Source organism: Aeromonas sp. MR16, assembly GCF_022549315.1.
GTDB classification, from domain to species: Bacteria; Pseudomonadota; Gammaproteobacteria; order Enterobacterales; family Aeromonadaceae; genus Aeromonas; species Aeromonas aquatica.
In genome coordinates this window covers 48,244-69,484 of the sequence record NZ_JAKZFK010000017.1, presented here as the reverse complement: position 1 = coordinate 69,484, position 21,241 = coordinate 48,244, and the positions used below count along the sequence as shown (strand labels likewise).

Here is a 21,241-nt window from a genome sequence, read left to right as displayed (position 1 = left end):
CCTGAGGGGCCGCTGTGGGATTTTATGATGCTGCGCTCAGTTTTTGCTCGGCGTACTCAGCTCCTGCTCACGAATAAGCTTCTTGTTCACCTTGCCGACGCTGGTCTTGGGGATCTCCTGGACGATGCGGATCTGGCGCGGAATGGCCCAGCGGTTGATGCGGCCGCTGTCGACAAACCCTTGCAGATGCGTCTTGATGGCCTGACTGTCCAGGCTCTCCCCCTCCTTGCCAACCACCAGCGCCAGCGGGCGCTCTCCCCACTGCTCGTCAGGTACCCCCACCACGGCCACCGAATGCACCCCGCCGTGCGCGCTGATGAGATTCTCCAACGCCAGCGAGCTGATCCATTCGCCCCCGGTCTTGATCACATCCTTGATGCGGTCCTTGATCTCCACAGTGCCATTCGGCGTGATGGAGGCCATGTCCCCGGTGTGCAACCAGCCACCCTGCCAGAGTTCGGCCCCCTTGTCCGGCTCCTTCAGATAGCCCTGAGCCAGCCAGGGTGCGCGCACCACTATCTCCCCCATGGTCTCCCCATCGTGCACCACCTCGCGGCCCTGCTCGTCGATGATGCGCAGATCCACCAGCCCGATGGGCTTGCCGGTGCGGATCCGCAAGGGCAGTTGCTCGTCCATGGGCAGCGCCAGCTCGGCCTCGCCGAGGTGCACCACGCACAGCAGCGGGCAAGTCTCCGACATGCCGTAGCCCGCGTGCACCAGAATGCCCTTGTTGCTTGCCTGAGTGGCGAGGCCAAGTGGCAGCGCACTGCCCCCGAGCAGCATCTTCCAGCCGTCGAAGGAACCCTGTCTGGCCTCGTCGCAATCGAGGATCATCTGCAATATGGTCGGCACGCAGTGGGAGAAGGTCACCCCCTCTTCCCGATAGAGCCGCACCAGCTTGTTGGGCTCGTAGCGCCCCGGATAGACCTGCTTCACCCCCAGCATGGTCGCCACGTAGGGGACACCCCAGGCGTGCACGTGGAACATGGGGGTGATGGGCATGTAGACATCGTGTGATTGCAGCAGCGACTGCCCCGCATGGGCCGCCAGGGTGCCCAGTTCATTCAGGGTGTGCAGCACCAGCTGACGGTGGCTGAAGTAAACCCCCTTGGGATCCCCCGTGGTGCCCGTGGTGTAAAACAGGGTCGCCACCGAGTTTTCATCAAAGTCGGGAAAATCGAAGTGACCATCCGCCCCGGCCAGCAGCGTCTCATACTCCCCCAGCACCGGCAGGCGGGTCGCCGCCGCGTGCTCGTCGGTCAGCTGGACATAGCCTCGCACCGTGGGCAGCTGATCCGCGATGGACTCCAGCATCGGCACGAAATCGTCGTGCACCAGCACCAGGTGATCCTCGGCGTGGTGCATGGTGTAGGCAATCTGCTCCGGCGAGAAGCGCACGTTCACCGTGTGCAGCACGGCGCCGATCATAGGTACCGCGAAGAAGCATTCGAGGGAGCGGTGGCTGTCCCAGTCCAGCAGCGCCACGGTATCGCCGGGACCCACCCCCGCCGCCGTCAACAGGTTGGCCAGCCGGTGGATCCGCTGATTGAGGGTGCGATAGTCATAGCGCAACTTGTCTGCGTAGACGATCTCCTGATCGGGATAGTAACGCCCCCCCGACAACAGCAGGCTCTTGATCAGCAGCGGATAGGCATGGGCTCCCTGCGCTGGCGGTATGACCCTGGTCTTCACCATATGGACTCCTTTCGATTCATGCTCACAGAGCTGTGGACTGCCGGGGAAACTCCGTCCCCTTGAAGAAATAGATATTCAGCTATCGAGGCGCGCCAGCAGCGCCTGGGCCTGGGGCCAGGGACCGAAGCCACTGGCCGGATTGAGATGACCCACGGCCCCCGCATCGACCAGCTCGCTCCCCCAGTCGAAGGCCATGGCCTGCACCGCCTCACGGCTTGCCAGGGGATCGTTGTGGCTCATCACCACCAGGCTCGGGAACGGCAGCCGGGTATGCGGCAGCGGATGCCAGCCACCAGCCTGCATGGCGTCTGCACTCGGGTACTGGGCTGGCCAGGTGGCGCCGAGATCCGGCGGCGTCACCAGCAGGGCGCCCTTGATCTGGCGCTGGCTCTGCGCGGCCCAGTGCACCGTCATCAACACGCCGGCGCTGTGGGCCACCAGGATCACCGGCCCCTCGATGGAGGCAAGCGCCTGCTCGATGGCCTCGACCCTGGCCCGACAATTGAGCTTGTCCGAGGTTAAAGGCGACACAATGACCACCTTGTCCAGCTCGGCGGCGAGCAGCGTCTGCCAGTGCTCCGCCACATGCTCACGCAAACCAGGCACTATCAGCACCGTGGCCTTGGGTTGCCATTGCTTCATCTCACTCCCCTCTCCAGATGACCCGACGACGACCGGGTGATATGGGCATCACAGTAAGATGCCCTGCGCCCGGCTGCTTTACCTTGGGTGCCATGGACTTGTCTTTTTGTGACAGAGGCGCAGCCGCCTTATGATGGCGCCGTAGCCGCCGAATGACAAAAATGCAACCCTATGATGACAAAGAAGAAGCGGCGAACGGCTCGGCGAAAGGGCCTGAAACACAGGGTTATCCAGTGATACCGGTGAGCATCTTAGACTAATAGACCTATTAATAAGCCTTTTCATGATGTAAACAAGATGATAAAAAACAGTTAACAACCAGCAGATGAGCTGTCGCCATGGGAACCGCATTATGACCCTCCTTGCCAGAGCCGCCACCCTCACCAATTATCTCGACGTCGCCCGCCAACTGGGCCTGAACACCCCCAACCTGTTGTCCCAAGCCGGACTCAGCGCCTCCATTCTGGATGTCCCCAATCAGCGCATCCCGGTCGCCACCATCGTCAACCTGCTCGAACTCTCGGCCCGCACCGGTGGCTGCCAGAGCCTGGGGCTGCGCATGGCGGAGCATCGCCAGCTGTCGGATTTTGGCGAGGTCAGCCTGCTGCTCGGCTATCAGCCCAACCTGCGCGAAGCCTTGCAGGTGATGGTGCAATACATCCACCTGTTCAACAATGCGCTGGCCATCTTCATCGAAGAGGCGGGCAAGGCGGTCATCATCCGTGAGGAGATCATAACGGACGCGCCCATGCCGTCGCGCCAGGCCACTGAGCTCGCGGTCGGCGTCATGTTCCGCTTCTGCGCATCCCAGGTCGGGGTGGGGGCTAACTGGCATCCCATCAGCGTCAACTTCACCCATGATGCCCCGGCGGATCTCTCCATCCACAAGCGCCTGTTCGGCTGCAAGCTGGAGTTTGGCAGCGAGTTCAACGGCATCGTCTGCCACTCCGCCGACCTGGACATCCCCAACCCCCTGGCCAACCAGGCCATGGCCCGCCACGCGCGCCAGTATCTCGACACCCTGCTGGTGGAGACCCAGCAATCCTTGCTGACCGACGTGCGCAAGGCCATTTACCTGCTGCTGCCCATGGGGCGCGCTACCATAGAGCAGATCGCCCGCACCCTGGGAATGAACGTGCGCACCCTGCAGCGCCATCTCGAGGAAAGCGGTGCCACCTTCAGCGAGCTCATCAACGAGGTGCGCCGGGATCTGGTGATGCGCTACCTGCAAAACTCCGGTTACTCCCTCGGCCACATCGCCGACATGCTGGGCTACTCCATGCCAAGCTCCTTTACCCGCTGGTTCAACGCCCAGTTCGGCATGCCGCCCGCCACCTGGCGCACCCGCCACAAGATAGTGCCCCGAGTGGCCCAGAGCGCGCGCACCAGCCTGGCCTACGGCTAGACATCACATCTTGCGCCAGACGCAAAGAGGGAGGCTTAGGCCTCCCTCTTTGTATTTCCCTCTCCCATCCCCCGTGAGTCACTCGTCCTCGGCACCGGAGCTAAGGGGGCATCGCGACTCCTCCTATCTCCTATCCCCTTTCCTGCTCCCCCCGACCTTGCACTATCAACCCTAAAAGAAGAGGGAGGCACAGTGCCTCCCTCCTTGCATTCCCGTTAGCGAACCCTCAGTCATCAGCGGGCATCCGCCGACAGCGGTTTCGCCACCACGCTTTCCTGAGGTGCGCTGTGCTCCCCGTTGTTGTGCGGCGCCTCTGCCTCCGTCTTCGCCACAACCTGCTTGGGATCCCGGAGCAGGAAATAGGAGAGCGCAGGCACCCCGATCAGCGCCCCCAGCATGTTCCACAGGAACATGAAGGTGAGCAGTATCCCCATATCTGCCTGGAACTTGATCGGTGACCAGGCCCAGCCCACCACACCGGCGGCCAGGGTGATCCCCACCAACCCCACCACCCGGCCGGTAAAGGCCACGGCGTTGCGGTAGGACTCCACCAGCGAGAGGCCCTGGCGCTGGTAGTGCAGTTGCACGCTCAGCAGATAGAGCGCGTAGTCCACACCGATACCGACCCCGAGTGCGATCACCGGCAGGGTCGCCACCTTGACGCCTATTCCCATGAAGACCATCAACGCCTCGCACAACACAGAGGTGAGCATCAGGGGCACCAGGGCCACCACGGTCGCCCGCCAGCTGCGGAAGGTGATGAGGCAGAAGACGGTCACCGCCAGATAGACGTAGAGCAGCATGGTGCGGTTCGCCTCGTGCACCACCAGGTTGGTGGCGGCCTCGATGCCCGCCGAGCCTGCTGCCAGCAGGAACTGGCGATCCGCCGTGCTGTTGTCACGGGCAAACTGCTCGGCGATGGCGACCACGCCACTCAGGGTCTCGGCCTTGTGATCTTTCAAGTAGGCAATCACCGGCATCAGGGAGCAGTCAGTGTTGAACAGCTCGGGGCTGTTGACCGAGGCCTGTTGGGCGGCGTAGTTCAGCACGTTCTGGTTGCGCTGGATGCTGGCGAGCTTGGGGTTGCCCTCATAGGTGCCGGCGGTGATCTGGCGCACCGCATTGACCAGCGAGGTGGTGGCCTGCACCCCGGGATGCTGCTGCAGCTCCCAGCCCAGGCGATCCGCCAGGATCAGGGTCTTGTAGTCGAGACAGCCTTCCGGCGCCGTCTTGATCATCACCGCAAACAGGTCGCTCGAGAGCGCATAGTGGCTGGTGATGTAGCCGTTGTCCTTGTTGTAGCGGGAATCGGCGCGCAGCTCCGGCGCCCCGCTGTCCAGATCGCCGACCTTGAGGTTCAGGCTCATCAGGTAGCCGCCTATCCCCATGGCCAGCCCCAGCGCCACCACCAGGGTGGCCCACTTGCGCTCGGTGCAGCGATCGAGCAGATCCCAGAGTCTGCCAAAACCCTTGTGGGCGGCAGCGTTGTTCTCCATCCGCAGGGCCCGCTCGGCCGCCTTGCGACCGACCCCCACATAGGAGAGGGCTACCGGCATCAGCAAGAGGGAGGTGAAGATGAGCACGGCCACCCCGATGCTGGCGGTGATGGCGAGATCCTGGATGACGGGAATATCGATCAGCATCAGCACGGCGAAGCCCACCGCATCGGCGAGCAGCGCAGTGACGCCGGCCAGGAACAGGCGGCGGAAGGTGTAGCGGGCCGCGATCTGGCGATGGGTGCCGCGGGCGATATCCTGCATGATGCCGTTCATCTTCTGGGCCGCGTGGGAGACCCCGATGGCAAAGATCAGGAAGGGCACCAGCACAGAGTAGGGATCGATGGCGTAGCCGAGCCAGGCGACGATGCCGAGCTGCCAGATCACCGCGATCAGGGAGCATCCCACGACCAGCAAGGTGCTGCGCACGCAGCGGGTGTAGAGGAAGATGATGAGGAGGGAGGTCACCACCGCCAGGGCGAAGAACATGATCACCTGAATGAGGCCATCGATCAGATCCCCCACCAGCTTGGCAAAGCCGATGACCCGGATTTTGTACTTGCCGGTTCCCTCCTCTCCCACCTGGTGGGGATGGCCGTCAAACTCGATTGTGCTGCGCAGTTGCTCGATACGCTGGGAAAACTCGTGATAATTGAGGGGCTTGCCGGTGGCGGATGCCTTGTCCAGCAGGGGCACTATCAACATGGTGGACTTGAAGTCGCTCGCCACCAGGCTGCCGACGATGCCGGCTCGGTTGATGTTCTGGCGCAGCTGTTCGATGTCGGCAGGCTTGCCCTGATAGGCATCCGGCATCACGGGCCCGCCCTGGAAGCCCTCTTCGGTCACCTCGGTCCAGCGCACCGCCGGACTCCAGAGGGATTTCATCCAGGCCCGATCGACCCCTTCGGTGAGAAACAGCTCGTCATTGACCTGCTTGAGCACGCCGAGGTAGTCGGGGTCGAAGATGTCCCCTTGGGTGTTCTCCACCACCACCCGCACCGAGTTGCCGAGACCGCGCAAGGAGCTGCGGTTCTCCAGGAAGTTTTTGATGTAGGGCTGGCTCTGGGGGATCATCTTCTCGAAGCTGGGTGCCAGCGCCAGGCGAGTCGTCGCCATATAGCCAAACACCAGGGTCGCCAGCGTCATCAACAGCATAAACAGGGGTCTATGGTTGAACACCAGCCGCTCCAGCAGGTTGCCGGAGCGCCGATCGAACTGTGCCAACTCGTGGATCACCGGCATCGAATCTTGCTTCACATGGCCCATGTCTGGATCCTCATTCTCTTGTTATCGTTATCGGCCGTCATTCCATGACGGCTTTATTTGACGGTCAGGGTACGCACACCGCGACTGCCGACCAGCGCCAGAACCCCATCCGGGGTCAGCACGGCGCCCGCCACCGGTGAGGGCTCTGCCTCTGCCACCAGCTGCAGCGGATCGTTGCCACGCTGGCGCAACATATGTCCTGCCTGGGTAAAGAGGCGGAAATGACCCTCGGCATCCTGCACCGCCGCACTGATGCTGATGGGTACCTGGCTCAGGAGCCGGGTCCAGTTTTCGCCCCCGTCCGTGCTGCGATAGACGTGACCGCGCAGGCCATAGACCAGCAGTTCGCCGGGTTGGCCGATGAGGCCGAAATAACTGCCCTCGTAGGACGTCGGCAGGGCAACGAAGCGTTGCGCCGCCTCATCCCACTTGCGCAGCAGACCCTGCTCGCCGGCGAGGTAGAGCCCCTCCCCCGTCGAGTTGATAGCATTGAGGTGGAGCCCATCCGGGTTGTCGGTACGATCCTGCATCGGCGTCCAGTGCTGGCCGCCATCCTCGGTGCGCAGAATGAGGTTGAAGACTCCGACTACGTAGCCCACCTTGTCGTCTTGGAACCAGACGTCGAGCAGCGGCTTGTCGGCCCCCTCCTCCACCAGCCGCTGGCCCTCTTCCACCAGCGCGGCCCACTGTTCGTTGTCCGGCTCGATCTCAACCTTGGCGGCATAGAATGTGCGCACCAGCTCGCCAATCTGGCGGCCGTCCAGCTGCTTCTGCCAGCTGGCGCCACCGTCCTGGCTGTGCAGAACAACCCCATCCCCCCCCACGGCCCAGCCCTGCTCGGCCGTGGGGAAGGCGACGGCGGTGAGATCCGAGCTGACCGGCACCTTGGCCTGTTGCCAGTGCTGCCCCTCGTCGTCGGAATAGAGGATGTGACCCCGCTGCCCCACCGCCACCAGCCGGCTGCCGGCACGAGCCAGATCCAGCAAGGGGCTGCGCTGGGCCAGCGCGCTCGGTTTGGCCGGCAAGTCCAGCACGTCCACATACTCGGTCGCCTGCCCCGCAGTCACCCCTGTGCTCTGCATCAGCAGGGCGCAGCAGATCAATGGCGCCAACGTCTTGAATGAACCCATACCACGTCCTTGTCTCACTGTGCGGCGGGACGCCAGAGGGCGGCCCGACGCCAACATCGAGGAGCCTGGTTCGCCAATGACGAACCAGGCTCCCGTGACGGCTTAGCGGATCCCGGCGCCAGCCAGGGACTCCGGTGACCACTTCGCCTTCGACAGGGAGGCGCCGTACTTGATACCGCCGTAAGGCCCCACCACGCCGTTGATGTTGTAGGTCCCCGCCACCAGGTCATAGATCATGAAGGGGGTGGCATCCGGGGTCTGCTTGTCGTAGCTCTGGCTCAGGAAGGCGAAGGAGCCGCGATAGAGCTGACCACGGGCGTCGTACTGATCGGAGGCCAGGGCCACCCAGCTGTCTTCGTCCAGATAGAAGCGGCGCTTGGCATAGATGTGGCGCTCGCCTGCCTTGAGGTTGCCCTCCACCACCCAGACCCGGTGTTTCTCCCAGCGCACGTGATCCGGCGACAGGAAGTTCGGGGTGGTCAGCGCCTTGGCATCCTGCTCATAGGTCAGCTTGTAAGTGTTGTAGGGCACGATCATTTCCTGCTTGCCCACCAGCTTCCAATCGAAGCGGTCCAGCGCGCCGTTGAAAACGAAGACGTCGTCATAGGTACCGGCGCCCGAGGTGCCCGGGTTCGGGGTGTCGTAGGCCAGGTTCGGCGCCAGCTTGACCCGGCGCTGCCCCGGCAGGTACTGCCAGGCCTTGCGCGGCTGCTCCAGGGGGTTGGCGGCATCGCGCAGCATGATGGCTTCACCGGCCCGGCGGGCGGGCCCGGTGTAGTACAGCTTCATCTGGTAGTAGGTGTCCTTGGCCGAGATGGGCTTCTTCATGTCCTCGTAGATGGCGTAGTTGATGAACGCCTGCCCCGTGGTGGACAGCGCCGCCACCCCGGCGGCATCGACGTTCCAGGAGTCGTATTTGGTGGCGATGTTCACCCCCTGGTAGCGCAGCAGGAAGTTCCACATCGCCTCGGCCCCTGTCTTGGGGATCGGGAAGGGAATGCCCGGCAGCACCTGATCCACCGCCATGCCCCCTTCAAGGGTCTTGGCGTTCAGGGCGTTCTGTTTGGTGTTGTCCAGCACCGCCTTGGGCAGCGCCACGCTGCGGTGAGTCGGGTAGACATCGACTCTGAAGTCCGGGAAACGGCTCAGCAGCTCGGCGGTGGTGGCGGTCAGCTCGCCCTTGTACTTGGCTGCGTTCTTGCCGTCGATCACCAGCAGCGGCTTGTCGCCCGCATAAGGATCCGGGCGCATGCTGTCACCGGCCTTGAAGCCGGCGGGCGCGGTGGTCAGGCCGCCGGTATAGGCGGGGATGGAGCCGTCGGCGTTGGCCGCGGCATCGGCGCCGACCTGGGTCAGGTTGGTGCCAAGTGCTTGTGCCTCGCTACTGGAGACAGCCGCCTGGGCCTGACTGGTGAAAGCCAGGGCGAGGGACAGGGCCAGCATGGTCTGTTTATGTTTCATCATCTTGTTCTCCGACTCGGTCGCTTGACTCAATAAGTGGTCTTCAGGGTCAGGTAGACGGCGCCTCTGTCTTCCGTGGTGGCGCCGCCACCGGAGAAGGAGGAGTAACCACCGGCATAACAGGTGTTGCGCTGGGTCGCATCCAGGGCGTTGGGGGTGGAGCCATCGGTGGCGCCATCGTTACAGTCGGCAGACTTGCCGAAGGAGTCCACGTACTTCAGATCGACGAAATACTGGTTGTAGATGGTGGCACCGAGGCCGACCGCGTAGTTGCCGGTGTCTTTGGCGCCGCCGCCCTGCACGGGGGATACCCCCGCCAGGCCGAGGTTGACCGACAGCGGCATGCTCATATCGACACCGGGGAATACCTGATACCAGATCGGGGTGAAGTTGACCGCCAGACCCCAGTTGTCCGTGGTCGACTTGTCGAGACCCTGATAGCTGTCCTCACCCTTGTAGAGCGCCTTGTTGTGATCGTTGAGGCTCAACAGATTGCTGTAATAGAGCTCGGCCAGCAGAGCAGCGCCGTCAAACAGCGGAGAGTCGGCCATGGTCATCAGGCCGTTGATAGTCCAGTGCAGGGTCTCGCCGGTGGCGCTGTAGCCATCGGTGTCATCGGTGATCACCCCGGTGTTGGCGTTGCGCGGTGGCAAGGCACCGAAGCCACTGGCCAGGCTGTCAGATCCGGCGGCACTCAGCAGGGCCGGGATGCTGGAGAGCGGCATGTTGTGGCGATAGTTCAGATCGCTGCCAACGCTGACCCCGGCGATGTCCTTGGACAGGCTCAGCCCCAGGATGTCGATGTTCTCACCGTAGGCGAAGCTGTAGCTCGCCGTGTCCACCGAGTTGCGCAGCAGCGGCACCCCGGCCAGCCCTCTGCCACCGGTGTTCAGGCCACGAGCGTCCAGTACCGCCTGGGGCAGGATGTCGGCGGTGCGGCGATAGTAGGCACCCAGGGTGGCATCCAGCGACTCGGGGGACCACTTGGTCATGATGCCCCAGTCTCCGTGCTTGCCCGGCTCAATGTCTTCGCCGCGGCGAATGTTGCTCAGGGTACCGCTCGGGCCGGCCAGGCCGGGGCCGCCGGTGTGGCCCAGCAGGAAGGCGCGGGCACCGAAGCCCACCAGATCGGAGCCACCGTAGAAGGTGCCGGCCTCCGGCAGGCGGGCTGCGTCCCAGTCGAAGAAGTACTGCGCGGCAAAGGTCCACTCCGGATTCAGGGTGAAAGAAGCGGAGATCTGCTTGCGGGGCATGAACAGCTCTTTCGCCTCGGTGCCCGGGGACGCCGCGAGTTTGGCGAGATCCAGGCCAGACTGACCGTAGCTGATGGAGTGCACCGGGTTGAGCAGGGTCTCGCCCCAGAAGATGTTGTGCTGGCCAATCTTGACGCCGAGCAGCGACTCGTCACCGATCTCCATGTTGTGGAACACGAAGGCGTCGAGGATCTCGCCGGAGGGGCCGTTGTAGTAGCGATCGGCATAATCGCTCAGCCCCGGCTGGCCAAACATGGCGGGAGCGCCCGGGCGACCGGCCCAGCCGGCGATGCCAGAGCGGTCACCGTTGTTGTTGAGGAAGGGGTTGTCACTCGCGCCGACGTCGTCATAGGCATAGTCATACCAGCTCGCCGCACTGATGCGAAAACCGGTGTTGCCCTTGTTCACCACGTCCAGCTCGGTCAGCAGATCGAAGCGGGTGGTGACGGTGTCGCCAGAATCCTTGAAGTTGTAGTCACCGTCGTTGTTGTTCGGGGTGGCGAGCATGCGGGAGTCCGCGCTCTCGGTGCGTACGCCGTAGTTGAACTTGCCGGTGTTGTCGAAACGTACGGACCAGTCTTCACTGTCCGTGTCGATCTCCACCGCCTGAACGGTTGGCAGGAGAACGGCCGCGATGGCCGTCGCCAGCAGGCTGAGGCGCAGGGCACCGCAACCATGACTCGTGTGCTTGTAATCCATTACAGTCTCTCCGAGTATCGTCATCTGTTATTTGTTATTTGTTGTTCTGTGTTTAATCGCCGTTTCCGTTGGCTTTTTCTTCATGCAAGTGGAGATGACCTTCCTCATGGCGCACCACCTTGTTTGGCTCTCGAGGATGCAGCTCTGTTTTGCATCGGCCCCGGGGTGTCGCTCACTGTGATGAGACAGTCTTTCTCTCTTGTGTGCCGACTGTAAGGCCTAGCTTCAGGGCCGCGCTTGCCATTGAACGTCAGCCACTTTTCATTTGATGACAGGGGATGCAAGCGCTGACAAAGGCCCCTGAAAGCGGTGCCAGACAGCCCCTACACAGGGCCTTCAATCGATGAAGAGACAGAGAGGGTAGGTCTCAGGGGAGGTCACCTGTTGTCACGACCAGAGAAGATATGGGGGCGCTGACGTAAAAACGGCGGGGAAGGCCCAGGCCCCCTTCCCCACCGAAAACTCACGGCACTAGCGTGCTATGGTGCAGCCGGTCGCGGCCTGCAACTGCTCGAAGGCGATGCCGGGGGCCATCTCCACCAGCTTGAGGCCGGTCGGCGTCACATCCAGCACGGCGAGATCGCTGATGATGCGATCCACCACCCCGACCCCGGTCAGCGGCAGCTTGCACCACTCCAGTATCTTGTGCTCACCGCCCTTGGCGCAGTGCTCCATCAGCACCACCACCCGCTTGACCCCGGCCACCAGATCCATGGCACCGCCCATGCCCTTGACCATCTTGCCCGGGATCATCCAGTTCGCGAGATCCCCGCGCTCGGAGACCTGCATGGCCCCGAGTAGTGCCAGGTTGATGTGCCCGCCGCGGATCATGCCGAAACTCTCGGCGCTGTCGAAGAAGCTGCTGCCAGGCAGGGTGGTGATGGTCTGCTTGCCGGCGTTGATGAGATCCGGGTCCAGCTCTTCCTCACTCGGGAAGGGGCCGATGCCGAGCAGGCCATTCTCGCTCTGCAGCCAGACCTCCATGCCGCTCGGGATGTAGTTCGCGACCAGGGTCGGCAGGCCGATCCCCAGATTGACGTAGAAGCCGTCTTGCAGCTCCAGGGCGGCGCGTTGCGCCATCTCTTCACGGGTCCAGGCCATGTGATAAGTCCTTTCTCACTGTGCGCAGGTCGCTGCGCTGTTCAAAATGGGGGGAATCGAGTGCCCGTCGCGGCACCTCAATGCCGGTATGAGCGCTCGGTCAGCTCCTCAGGGTGCGCACCTCGATGCGCTTCTCGGGATGGGGATTGAGCACCAGCCGCTGCACATAGATGCCGGGCAGGTGGATCTCGTCCGGAGCCAGCTCCCCCACCTCGACTATCTCCTCCACCTCGGCGACGCAGACGCGCCCCGCCTTGGCACAGAGCGGGTTGAAGTTGCGCGCCGTCTTGTTGAACATCAGGTTGCCCGCCTTGTCGGCCTTGGCCCCCTTGATCAGCGCGATGTCGGCGGTCAAGGCGTGCTCCATCACGAACCACTCGCCGTCGAACTGGCGGGTCTCCTTGCCCTCGGCAATGAGCGTGCCGTAGCCGGTGCGAGTGAAGAAGGCGGGGATGCCGGCACCGCCGGCCCGCAGCTTCTCGGCGAGCGTCCCCTGGGGGGTGAACTCCAGCTCCAGTTCGCCCGCGAGATACTGGCGCTCGAACTCCTTGTTGCCCCCCACGTAGGAGGAGATCATCTTCCTGATCTGGCGGCTGTAGAGCAGCGGCCCCAGGCCAAACTCGTCCACCCCGCAGTTGTTGCTGATGATGGTGAAGCCGCGCTTGCCGGTCTCACGCAGCGCCTCGATGAGTTGCTCCGGGATGCCACACAGGCCAAACCCGCCGGAGGCGATGGTGATGTCGTCCTGCACCAGATCGCCAAGAGCGGCCTGGGCGCTGGGATAGATCTTGTTCATAAATACCTCTCTAGGGTCTACTGACGTTTCGGCGCAAGCCGCGTTGCCGCGTCAAAGGACGCCAGGCTAGGCGCGGGGTGCAGGTAATGGTTATTCCCTTGGCAAGCCCCGCAACAACGCATGGCGTCTTTTGCCGCACAACCCGCAGGGACGGGCCAGTTTTTCCGCGTAACGTTGTTACTCGGCGGCTCGTTTGGACTACCAAACTTCACGCCTCGCGCCTAGTTTCGCGAAAAAACTGACGCCGTCGCGGTCGTGATGGAACGTCAATAGACCCTCATCCATTGGCCACGGGGGCGCTGTCGTTGTTACTACGATTCTTCTTTATTTGGCGTGGTGCCGCGAACGTCCGTCATCATGGCTTGATGCCCCAATGCATCAGCGTCAGCACCAGGGCGATAAGGAACAGGGTCTCCCCCACCATCAGCAGGATGGGTTTGATGCCCACCGCCGCCAACTCCTTGAGCTGGGTCTTCATGCCGATGGCGGCGATGGCGATCACCAGACACCAGCGCGACAGCTCGTTGACCCCGCTCTGGATGACGGGGGGCACCCAGCCTGTGCTGTTGATGCAGGCCAGCACCAGGAAACCCACCGCAAACAGGGGCAACAGGGGCGGACGCTTGCCGGAGGCGGGATCCGCCCCCTGCATCCGGGTGATCATGGCGGCGACGACGATCACCGGTAGCAGCATGGCGACCCGCATCAGCTTGACCACGGTCGCCACGTCCCCGGTCTCGGTGGACATGCTGTAGCCAGCGCCGACCACCTGGGCCACGTCGTGAATGGTGGCGCCGAGGAAGACCCCCGCCTCCACCGGCGTCAGCTCGAAATAGCGGGCGATCATGGGATAGGTGATCATCGCGATCGTCGAGAGCACCGAGACCCCGATCACGGTGAACAGGGTGGCGCGCTCTTTTTGCGGGTGATTGGGCAGGGCGGCGGCCAGCGCCAGGGCGGCGGAGGCCCCGCAGATCGCGGTGGCACCACCGGTCAGCATGCCGAACAAACGCTGGAAGCCCATCAGCTTGGCCGCGACCACGGAGAGGCTGATGGTCACCACCACCAGAGTCACCACCAGGATCACAGGCATCCAGCCGAGCTCGGCGATCTGGCCGAGGGTGATGCGCATGCCGAGCAGGGCGACGCCGATGCGCAGCACGCTGCGTGCCGTGAACTCGATCCCCTTCTTGCAGGTCCCCTCGGCGCTGAGGAAGTTCAGCGCCATGCCGAGCAGCAGGGCAAACAGCAGCACGGGGGCGCCATAATGTTCGGCCAGGAAGGTGGCGGCGGCGGCCACCACCAGACTCACTGCCATACCGGGGGCGAGCTCGCGCACCCGCGAGAAACGGGCCGTCAGAGCGAGGGCGTGCATGGGAGGCTCTCCTGTGAGGCGATGACGATGAAGAGACTGTCCCCCTCCTGCTCGACCGGGTAGCGGCCGACCTTGAGCTGGTTCGATCCCAGCAGATAACCGGTGCGCAGGTTGAAGCGCAGGCCGTGGGAGCGGCACTGGACCACCTCCCCCTCCAGCTTGCCGCCACACAGGGAGGCGCCCTGATGGGGACAGCTGTCATCAATGGCATGAAAAGCGCCGTCGACGTTGAACAGCACCAGGCTCTTGCCCTGCTCTTCGATGAGGACGCGCTGGCCGGGGAGCGGTATCCGGCTGGCGGGCACCTCGATGCGGGTCTGCGCCGCCCCAAGCTGGGTGGCCACGGCCTGGCGCAGGCTGGCGAGCAGTCGCTCCACCGGCTGGGCGCCGGAGAGGGTCAGCGCGCCGTCGATCACGAAGCTGGGGACGCCCTGACCGGCGGGCCCCAGGGCGATCCCCTGGAAGGGGCTACCATCCCCGTGCAGGCCGCTCACCAGCGTCTCCAGCGCGAAACCGGCCTCTTCGGCGAGCCTCAGCAGGGTGCTGCCGTCACCCAGATCCCCTCCTTGCTGGAAGTGGCAGGCGAACAGCCGCTCCAGCAAGGCCTCTTGCTGAGCCGGCGAGCCTGACTGGCTGGCCTGCTGCCACAGGCGATGTGCATCGGCGGTGTTCGGCATCAGGGGGATAGTGGTGAAGTCCAGACTCAGGCCGACGCTGGCCGCGGCCTGCTGCACCTGGGCCTGGCGCAGGCGCACCGCCTGCTCGCCCCCGAGTCTGCGCAGATAGAAGGCGTGGAAATCCTCCCCCTGTGCCGGCAGGTAGGGCAGCAGTTGCACCCCGTGCCAGCGCAACTCCACCCGCAATTCGGGCCGCTCAGCCCGCAGCAGGGCCAGGGCCTGATCCAGCTGGCGTTTGCCAATCAGGCACCAGGGGCAGATGAAATCGAAATAAATCTCTATTTTCAGCGTCTTTTGCAGGGTACTGCTCATGCCCTTCTCTCCGTGTTATCAACTTCAGTCCGGCGAGTCGCCGCCGGACAGATAAAACTCACTGTGCTCCAGCGGGCGTCGTCAGGCCCTCGCCTCCGTGGGCGCCGGGTCGATGAGGGGGGCATCGGCGGCCTGAGGCTGCTGCTCCCCTTCCAGCCTGGCCACGTCCTTGTGGTAGTGGCGCTTGGCATAGAGGAAGACGATGGCCGCCGCGATGCTGATGAGCGGCACCAGCTGGAAGGCCTTGTCCAGGCCGATGTGATCGGACACCTTGCCGGTGATGAAGGGGCCAGGTGCGAGGCCGAGCAGGTTGTTGGCAAGCGTCAGGGTGGCAAAGGCGGTGCCGTGGATACTGGCGTGGGTCAGGTTAGCCACCATGGCGCCGGCGGGGCCCGAGGTGCCGGTGGCGATGAACATGCCGAGGCAGATCAGGAGCACCTGCGGCACCCCCACCGGCAGGGCGAACGCCAGGGAAAGCAAGGCACAGCTGCCGAGGCAGTAGCCGATGGCGAGGCTTATCTTGTGATCCGGCCGGGCCTTGCACAGCTTGTCGCTCAGCATGCCGCACAGGATCATGCCGGCGCCGCTGCACAGCACTATGATGGCCGCCGCCGCCCCCGCCTTGTCCGTCTCCATGCCGTAGTAGCGGTTGAAGTAGCTCGGCATCCAGACGATGACGGTGCCACCGACAAACAGCTGCAGACCGCTGCCCACGTAGGCGGCGATGACCGAGCGGCTGGAGTAGAGGCTGCGCAACGGATTGCGGCCCCCGCAGCCCTTCGAGGTCCGGTTGGCCTGGGCGATGCGGTCCTCCTTGACGATCAGGGGGTAGAGCGCCGCCAGCAGCAGACCGAACAGGGCCATGCCGGCGAAGGCCCAGCGCCAGCCCATCAGGTGGGCCAGTACGCCCCCCGTGGCCATGCCGAGCACGGAGCCGAACAGGCCGCCGGAGATGAAGGCGCCGGAGAGGGTGGCCCTCATCTCCCGCGGGAAGACGGAGACCACCACGGCGATGCCGACGCTGCCGTAGGCCGCCTCCCCCACTCCCACCAGGAAGCGGGCGATGAACATCTGCTCGTAGTTCTGGGCCAGGGCGCAGCCCAGGGTCGCCAGGCTCCAGAGCGCGGCCATCAGGGCCAGGCTCTTCACCCGGCCGAAGCGATCGGCGAGCAGGGACAGCGGGAAGGTCAAGAGCCCGACCATGAGCGCGACTATGCCGCTGAGCAGGCCAAGCTGGGTGTCCGAGAGCACCCACTCCCCCTTGAGCATGGGGAAGACGGCATTGAGCACCTGGCGCGACATATAGTCGGAGATGAGCAGACCAAAGGTCAGTGCAAACACTATCCAGGCATAACGACGGGGCACGGCAACCTTGCCAGCCTCTGCGTCATCATCGATATGATACGTAGCCATACAATCCCTCGCGCTACCACAAGTTGGGTTGGGTTCTCGGTCGACGAACCGGTGGACAGGCCCCCGGCTCGACAATATTGATTCATCGCTCAATTGCCTGAGGACTGCATAGTGCAAGGACAACCGGCGTTTGGCAAACAGAGTTATCGGGCCGCTGCGCCTGCCTTGGCGCGCAGCGGCCCAAGTGGGTTAGCCGCGTTGCGGCACCCCGGTTTGACCCGGCTTGCGGTTCGGCGCCATGCCGTTGGCCAGCAGCGTCTCTTCGATGCTGTCGTACTGCACGCCGATGCGGTAGATGGCGCGGGCCTCCTTGCCGTTGGCCACCTCACGACCCAGTTCATGGGCAACGCGCACGCACTGCTGGATCTGCTCGACCGAGCTCATGCGCTGACCGTGCTGACCTATGATGGTGTCCTCGATGCCGCAGCGCGGGTGCAGCCCCATGGCCATGGCCATCATATTGAAGGGCAACACGTTTTTGAGCAGCGACTCGGCGGTGACGCAGGCACCGTCCGGCGCACGGTGGACGAAGTTCATGAAGTTGAACGGGTTGGGGCCGTCGAAGCCGCCGCCGATGCCGATCCAGGTCAGGTTCAACGGGCCGCGGTAGATACCCTTGCGCACCAGGCGCTCCAGGGTCTCCAGGGCGTGCATGCCGGTCAGCTGGAAGTGCGGCTGGATGCCGTTCGCCATCAGGCGCTTGAGGTGCTCGGCCACCCAGGCCGGGCCGGCCGGGACCGTCATCTCGCTGTAGGCGGCCTGATAGGCCGGGTTCGCCAGAGAGGTACCTTCCAGGTACTCCGGGTAGAGCAGCTCCATGATGTTCATCTGGGTGGTGTTGATGGCGACCGTGACCTGATCCGGTTTCGGGGTCAGCTCGGCCAGCATGTGGCGGGTGTCGTCACTGAGCCACTTGGCCGCCTCGCCCTCACCCTCGGGGGCGAAGGAGATGGAGCCGCCGACCTGGATGATCATGTCCGGCACCGCCTTGCGTACCCCGGCGATCAGCTCGTTGAACTTGGACAGGCGCTTGGAGCCGGTACCGTCCAGCTCACGCACGTGCAGGTGCAGCACGGTGGCACCGGCTTCGTAGCAGTCGACCGCCTTCTGGATCTGCTCCTCCATGGTCACCGGGATGTCTTCCGGGAAGTCTTCCGGTGCCCACTCGGGGCCATAAGGTGCCACTGTGATGACCACTTTTTCCTGGTTTTCCGGGTGCAGGGAATCGTCAAAGAATTGCATCTGTTCTTTCCTTGAATAGTCAGGCCTTGCATCAAGACCCTTGAGTGGTGTGTTCACCCGGACAATCCTGCCCGGGCAGAGTACGGTTTCAGAACGGGGTGTCGCCCATGATCCCGGCCCGCTCCATCTTGCGATGGCAAGGGGGGTAATCCATGGCGGCGTAGTGCTGGGTGCTGCGGTTGTCCCAGATGGCGATGCTGCCCGGCTGCCAGCGCCAGCGCACCTGATACTCCGGGATATAGGCCTGGCTTATCAGGTAGCGCAGCAGATCGCTGCCCCCCATGCTGTAGTCCTGGCCGACCCGCACATGGGCCGGGGTGTGGAAATTGGTGAAGTGCGTGGCGAAGGCGTTGACGAACAGGATCTTCTCGTCCGTCTCGGGATGGGTGCGCACCACCGGGTGCTCCGCATCCGGGAACTGCGCCTTCAAGGCAAGCCGCTTCTCGATGGGCATGGCCGCCCCGAAGCTCGCCTCTATGCTGTGGCGGGCCCGCAGCCCCGCGATCTTCTGCTTGATCTCTTCCGGCAACTGCTCGTAGGCCACCACCATGTTGGCCCAGAGGGTATCGCCGCCCACCGGCGGGGTCTCCACGCAGCGCAACACGCAGCCCATCGGGGGTTGAGCGCGCCAGGTGGCGTCGGTGTGCCAGGCGTTCTCGTAGCGATCGTTTTGCACCTCCGGCGACTTGTAGATGCGCACCAGCCCGGGATGCTCCGGATCGCTGCCTGCCACCGGGTGATCCTCCAGCTCGCCGAAGCGGCGGGCAAAGGCCACGTGATCTCCCCGGCTGATGTCCTGATTGCGCAGGAACAGCACCCTGTGCTTGAGCAGCAGGGAGCGGATCTCCGTAAACAGGCCCCCATCGTGGACGGCATCCGCCAGCTTGACGCCACTGAGTTCGGCGCCGATATGGCAGGTCAGTTGTTCTACACGCATGTCTCTCTCCCTAGATGACAAGTCGGTGCTGCCCGGCAGACCCGGGCACTGCCCCGCGGGGCAGGCCTGGGCCACTGGCCTAGATGACGAAGACGGAGGAACCCGTGGTCTTGCGCGCCTCGAGATCGCGGTGCGCCTGGGCGGCATCCTGCAGCTCATACTTCTGGTTGACTTCGATCTTGATCCGCCCGCTGGCGACGTGGTCGAACAGCTCCCCCGCCAGGGCCGTCTTCTCGGCCGGATCGGCGATGTAGTCAGCCAGCGCCGGACGGGTCAGGTAGAGGGACCCCTTCATGGCCAGCAACTGGGGATTGAAACCGTCGATGGGACCGGAGGCGGTGCCGACGCAGACCATGAGGCCACGGCGTTTGAGGGAATCGAGCGACGCGAGGAAGGTGCTCTTGCCGACGCTGTCGAACACCACATCGACACCGGCGCCCTCGGTCAGGGCACGCACCCGCTGGGCCACGTCTTCGTGGCTGTAGTCGATGGTGTAGTCACAACCGTGAGCCCGAGCCACCTCGGCCTTGGCGTCGCTGGAGACGGTGCCGATCACGGTCAGTCCCAGCAGCTTGGCCCACTGGGCGACGATGAGGCCAACGCCCCCTGCCGCGGCATGCAGCAAGATGCTGTCACCGGGCTTGAAGCCGTGGATGCGGCGCATCAGGTAAGCGGACGTCAGACCACGCATGGTCATGGCGGCGGCAGTCTCGCAGGAGATGTTGTCCGGCAGCTTGATGAGCGGCGCGGCCGGGATCAGACGCTCTGTTGCATAGGCGCCGAGTGTGTTGATGAAGCCGGTGTAGGTGACGCGATCGCCGACCGCCACATTGGTGACGCCCTCGCCAATGGCCTCCACCACGCCGGCCCCTTCGACGCCCAGGCCGTTGGGCATGGGGATGGGGTAGGTGCCGTTACGGAAATAGGTGTCGGCATAGTTGAGACCGACTGCGGCATGGCGCAGACGGACCTGGCCCGGGCCGGGTTCACCGACGGTCACTTCTTCGTAGCGCAGGACCTCGGGGCCCCCTGTTTCATAAAAGCGTATGGCGTGGGCCATGGCTGTTCTCCAGATTCATTCATGGGTGAAAACATCGTCCAGAGTGAATCTAGGGGGTTACGTAAACGTCCGCTTTGCATCGGGCGACAGCCACTTTTCATCTCATGACACCCCCCGTCTAATTCGTTGCCCACCCGGGATGAAGAGGCCAGAATCCCCCTGACCTACCATGGCGACAGCCCCATTAACAGTGGCAACACGCTGGAATGACGGGGCCATCGAGGTGAATTGAGTGACGTATTGCCCAGCTCAGCGAGGAGCCGGCCAGCGCCGGGTCTTCTACCTAAGCAGCATTGACGTTAACGTAAACGTGGTGTGAGATGGTTCTATCCGCAGCAAGACATGAGCAGCATGAAAGGAGTCACAATGTCCAACCTATCCCCCTCGGCCGGGAAGCGTTTTCGCCTCGCCCTTGCCAACGAAAAACCCCTGCAGATCGTCGGCACCATCAACGCCTACATGGCGCTGATGGCCGAGCGTAGCGGCTTCAAGGCCCTCTATCTGTCCGGCGCCGGGGTGGCCAACGCTTCCTATGGCCTGCCGGATCTCGGCATGACCTCCATGAACGACGTGCTGATCGACGCCGAGCGCATCACGGCCGCCACCCAGGTTCCCCTGCTGGTGGACATCGATACCGGCTGGGGCGGCGCCTTCAACATCGCCCGCACCATCCGCGCCTTCGAGCGCGCCGGGGTCGCCGCCGTCCACATGGAAGATCAGGTCGCCCAGAAACGCTGCGGCCACAGACCGAACAAGGCCGTGGTCAGCATCACCGAGATGGTGGATCGCATCAAGGCGGCGGTGGATGCCCGTCAGGATCAGGACTTCGTCATCATGGCCCGCACCGACGCCCTGGCGGTGGAAGGGCTGGGCTCGGCCCTCGAGCGCGCCGCCGCCTACAAGGAAGCGGGTGCCGACATGATCTTCGCCGAGGCGGTCACCGAACTGGAGCAGTACGATCGCTTCAAGCAGGCGGCCGGGGTGCCGATCCTCGCCAACATGACCGAGTTCGGCAAGACGGAGCTGTTTGACAAGGAGGCCCTCGCTGCGCACGGCGTCGACATGGTGCTCTACCCCCTGAGCGCCACCCGCGCGGCCAACCAGGCGGCCCTCAACGTCTATCAGCAGCTGCGCCACGATGGCCACCAGCGCGCCGTGGTCGACACCATGCAGACCCGGGAGTCCCTCTACGACTTCCTCGGTTACCACCACTACGAGCAGACCCTGGATCGTCTGTTCACCAAGGAATAAGCCGGCGACCAGCCGCCTCATGCTGGCGGC

Annotated in this window: 16 protein-coding genes; 2 read left to right on the top strand and 14 right to left on the bottom strand. The window is 63.8% G+C overall.

What is annotated here, in order from left to right; genetic code table 11:
* Positions 1-36 precede the first annotated feature (36 nt).
* Entirely contained in the window at positions 37-1,695 is a 1,659-nt protein-coding gene (locus MM194_RS13640) for a fatty acid--CoA ligase (protein ID WP_033130742.1), read from the bottom strand.
* A 75-nt stretch (positions 1,696-1,770) separates the two neighbouring features.
* Positions 1,771-2,337 (bottom strand): alpha/beta hydrolase, encoded by a 567-nt coding sequence (locus MM194_RS13635; protein WP_033130741.1) that lies wholly within the window; start codon positions 2,335-2,337, stop codon positions 1,771-1,773.
* 352 nt (positions 2,338-2,689) lie between these two features.
* Here MM194_RS13635 and MM194_RS13630 point away from each other — a divergent pair, with 352 nt between their 5' ends.
* Positions 2,690-3,742 carry an AraC family transcriptional regulator gene (locus tag MM194_RS13630; protein WP_033130740.1) on the top strand — a complete coding sequence of 351 codons (1,053 nt, stop codon included), beginning with the start codon at positions 2,690-2,692 and terminating at the stop codon, positions 3,740-3,742.
* Between the two features lie 233 nt (positions 3,743-3,975).
* Here MM194_RS13630 and MM194_RS13625 read toward each other — a convergent pair whose 3' ends face one another.
* The 12 genes from MM194_RS13625 to MM194_RS13570 form a co-directional block, all read right to left on the bottom strand.
* Entirely contained in the window at positions 3,976-6,504 is a 2,529-nt protein-coding gene (locus MM194_RS13625) for an MMPL family transporter (RefSeq protein ID WP_241343840.1), read from the bottom strand.
* Between the two features lie 53 nt (positions 6,505-6,557).
* On the bottom strand, positions 6,558-7,634 hold the full coding sequence (locus MM194_RS13620; RefSeq protein ID WP_241343839.1) for a YCF48-related protein: 1,077 nt from the start codon (positions 7,632-7,634) through the stop codon (positions 6,558-6,560).
* Between the two features lie 102 nt (positions 7,635-7,736).
* Complete coding sequence (locus MM194_RS13615; protein ID WP_241343838.1) at positions 7,737-9,098, bottom strand: DUF1329 domain-containing protein; 1,362 nt, start codon at positions 9,096-9,098, stop codon at positions 7,737-7,739.
* Between the two features lie 26 nt (positions 9,099-9,124).
* Positions 9,125-11,047 (bottom strand): DUF1302 domain-containing protein, encoded by a 1,923-nt coding sequence (locus MM194_RS13610; RefSeq protein WP_241343837.1) that lies wholly within the window; start codon positions 11,045-11,047, stop codon positions 9,125-9,127.
* A 471-nt stretch (positions 11,048-11,518) separates the two neighbouring features.
* Positions 11,519-12,148 (bottom strand): CoA transferase subunit B, encoded by a 630-nt coding sequence (locus tag MM194_RS13605; protein WP_241343836.1) that lies wholly within the window; start codon positions 12,146-12,148, stop codon positions 11,519-11,521.
* Positions 12,149-12,248: 100 nt separating this feature from the next.
* Positions 12,249-12,944 carry a CoA transferase subunit A gene (locus tag MM194_RS13600; RefSeq protein WP_241343835.1) on the bottom strand — a complete coding sequence of 232 codons (696 nt, stop codon included), beginning with the start codon at positions 12,942-12,944 and terminating at the stop codon, positions 12,249-12,251.
* A 355-nt stretch (positions 12,945-13,299) separates the two neighbouring features.
* Positions 13,300-14,319 carry a putative sulfate exporter family transporter gene (locus MM194_RS13595; RefSeq protein WP_241343834.1) on the bottom strand — a complete coding sequence of 340 codons (1,020 nt, stop codon included), beginning with the start codon at positions 14,317-14,319 and terminating at the stop codon, positions 13,300-13,302.
* Positions 14,301-15,308, bottom strand: a complete 1,008-nt coding sequence (locus MM194_RS13590) for a DsbA family protein (RefSeq protein ID WP_081966155.1) — start codon at positions 15,306-15,308, stop codon at positions 14,301-14,303. The genes MM194_RS13595 and MM194_RS13590 overlap by 19 nt, the downstream gene beginning before the upstream one ends.
* Positions 15,309-15,389: 81 nt before the next feature.
* Positions 15,390-16,721: an MFS transporter gene (locus MM194_RS13585; protein WP_241343833.1), complete on the bottom strand. Its 1,332-nt coding sequence runs from the start codon at positions 16,719-16,721 to the stop codon at positions 15,390-15,392.
* 189 nt (positions 16,722-16,910) lie between these two features.
* Positions 16,911-17,963 (bottom strand): 3-keto-5-aminohexanoate cleavage protein, encoded by a 1,053-nt coding sequence (locus tag MM194_RS13580; protein WP_033130733.1) that lies wholly within the window; start codon positions 17,961-17,963, stop codon positions 16,911-16,913.
* Positions 17,964-18,051: 88 nt separating this feature from the next.
* Entirely contained in the window at positions 18,052-18,900 is an 849-nt protein-coding gene (locus MM194_RS13575; RefSeq protein WP_241343832.1) for a TauD/TfdA family dioxygenase, read from the bottom strand.
* Between the two features lie 79 nt (positions 18,901-18,979).
* Positions 18,980-19,960: a quinone oxidoreductase gene (locus MM194_RS13570; protein WP_241343831.1), complete on the bottom strand. Its 981-nt coding sequence runs from the start codon at positions 19,958-19,960 to the stop codon at positions 18,980-18,982.
* Between the two features lie 366 nt (positions 19,961-20,326).
* On the opposite strand from MM194_RS13570, the gene prpB reads away from it, so the two are divergent.
* Positions 20,327-21,211: a methylisocitrate lyase gene (gene prpB / locus MM194_RS13565; protein ID WP_033130730.1), complete on the top strand. Its 885-nt coding sequence runs from the start codon at positions 20,327-20,329 to the stop codon at positions 21,209-21,211.
* The last annotated feature ends 30 nt before the right edge of the window (positions 21,212-21,241 follow it).

Bases quoted from the DNA above. Each gene is read 5' to 3' on its own strand.
- MM194_RS13615 (WP_241343838.1), bottom strand. From the start codon at position 9,098: ATGATGAAACATAAACAGACCATGCTGGCCCTGTCCCTCGCCCTGGCT.
- MM194_RS13610 (WP_241343837.1), bottom strand. From the start codon at position 11,047: ATGGATTACAAGCACACGAGTCATGGTTGCGGTGCCCTGCGCCTCAGC.
- MM194_RS13625 (WP_241343840.1), bottom strand. From the start codon at position 6,504: ATGGGCCATGTGAAGCAAGATTCGATGCCGGTGATCCACGAGTTGGCA.
- MM194_RS13580 (WP_033130733.1), bottom strand. From the start codon at position 17,963: ATGCAATTCTTTGACGATTCCCTGCACCCGGAAAACCAGGAAAAAGTG.
- MM194_RS13595 (WP_241343834.1), bottom strand. From the start codon at position 14,319: ATGCACGCCCTCGCTCTGACGGCCCGTTTCTCGCGGGTGCGCGAGCTC.
- MM194_RS13575 (WP_241343832.1), bottom strand. From the start codon at position 18,900: ATGCGTGTAGAACAACTGACCTGCCATATCGGCGCCGAACTCAGTGGC.
- prpB (WP_033130730.1), top strand. From the start codon at position 20,327: ATGTCCAACCTATCCCCCTCGGCCGGGAAGCGTTTTCGCCTCGCCCTT.
- MM194_RS13585 (WP_241343833.1), bottom strand. From the start codon at position 16,721: ATGGCTACGTATCATATCGATGATGACGCAGAGGCTGGCAAGGTTGCC.
- MM194_RS13630 (WP_033130740.1), top strand. From the start codon at position 2,690: ATGACCCTCCTTGCCAGAGCCGCCACCCTCACCAATTATCTCGACGTC.
- MM194_RS13620 (WP_241343839.1), bottom strand. From the start codon at position 7,634: ATGGGTTCATTCAAGACGTTGGCGCCATTGATCTGCTGCGCCCTGCTG.
- MM194_RS13640 (WP_033130742.1), bottom strand. From the start codon at position 1,695: ATGGTGAAGACCAGGGTCATACCGCCAGCGCAGGGAGCCCATGCCTAT.
- MM194_RS13570 (WP_241343831.1), bottom strand. From the start codon at position 19,960: ATGGCCCACGCCATACGCTTTTATGAAACAGGGGGCCCCGAGGTCCTG.
- MM194_RS13605 (WP_241343836.1), bottom strand. From the start codon at position 12,148: ATGGCCTGGACCCGTGAAGAGATGGCGCAACGCGCCGCCCTGGAGCTG.
- MM194_RS13590 (WP_081966155.1), bottom strand. From the start codon at position 15,308: ATGAGCAGTACCCTGCAAAAGACGCTGAAAATAGAGATTTATTTCGAT.
- MM194_RS13635 (WP_033130741.1), bottom strand. From the start codon at position 2,337: ATGAAGCAATGGCAACCCAAGGCCACGGTGCTGATAGTGCCTGGTTTG.
- MM194_RS13600 (WP_241343835.1), bottom strand. From the start codon at position 12,944: ATGAACAAGATCTATCCCAGCGCCCAGGCCGCTCTTGGCGATCTGGTG.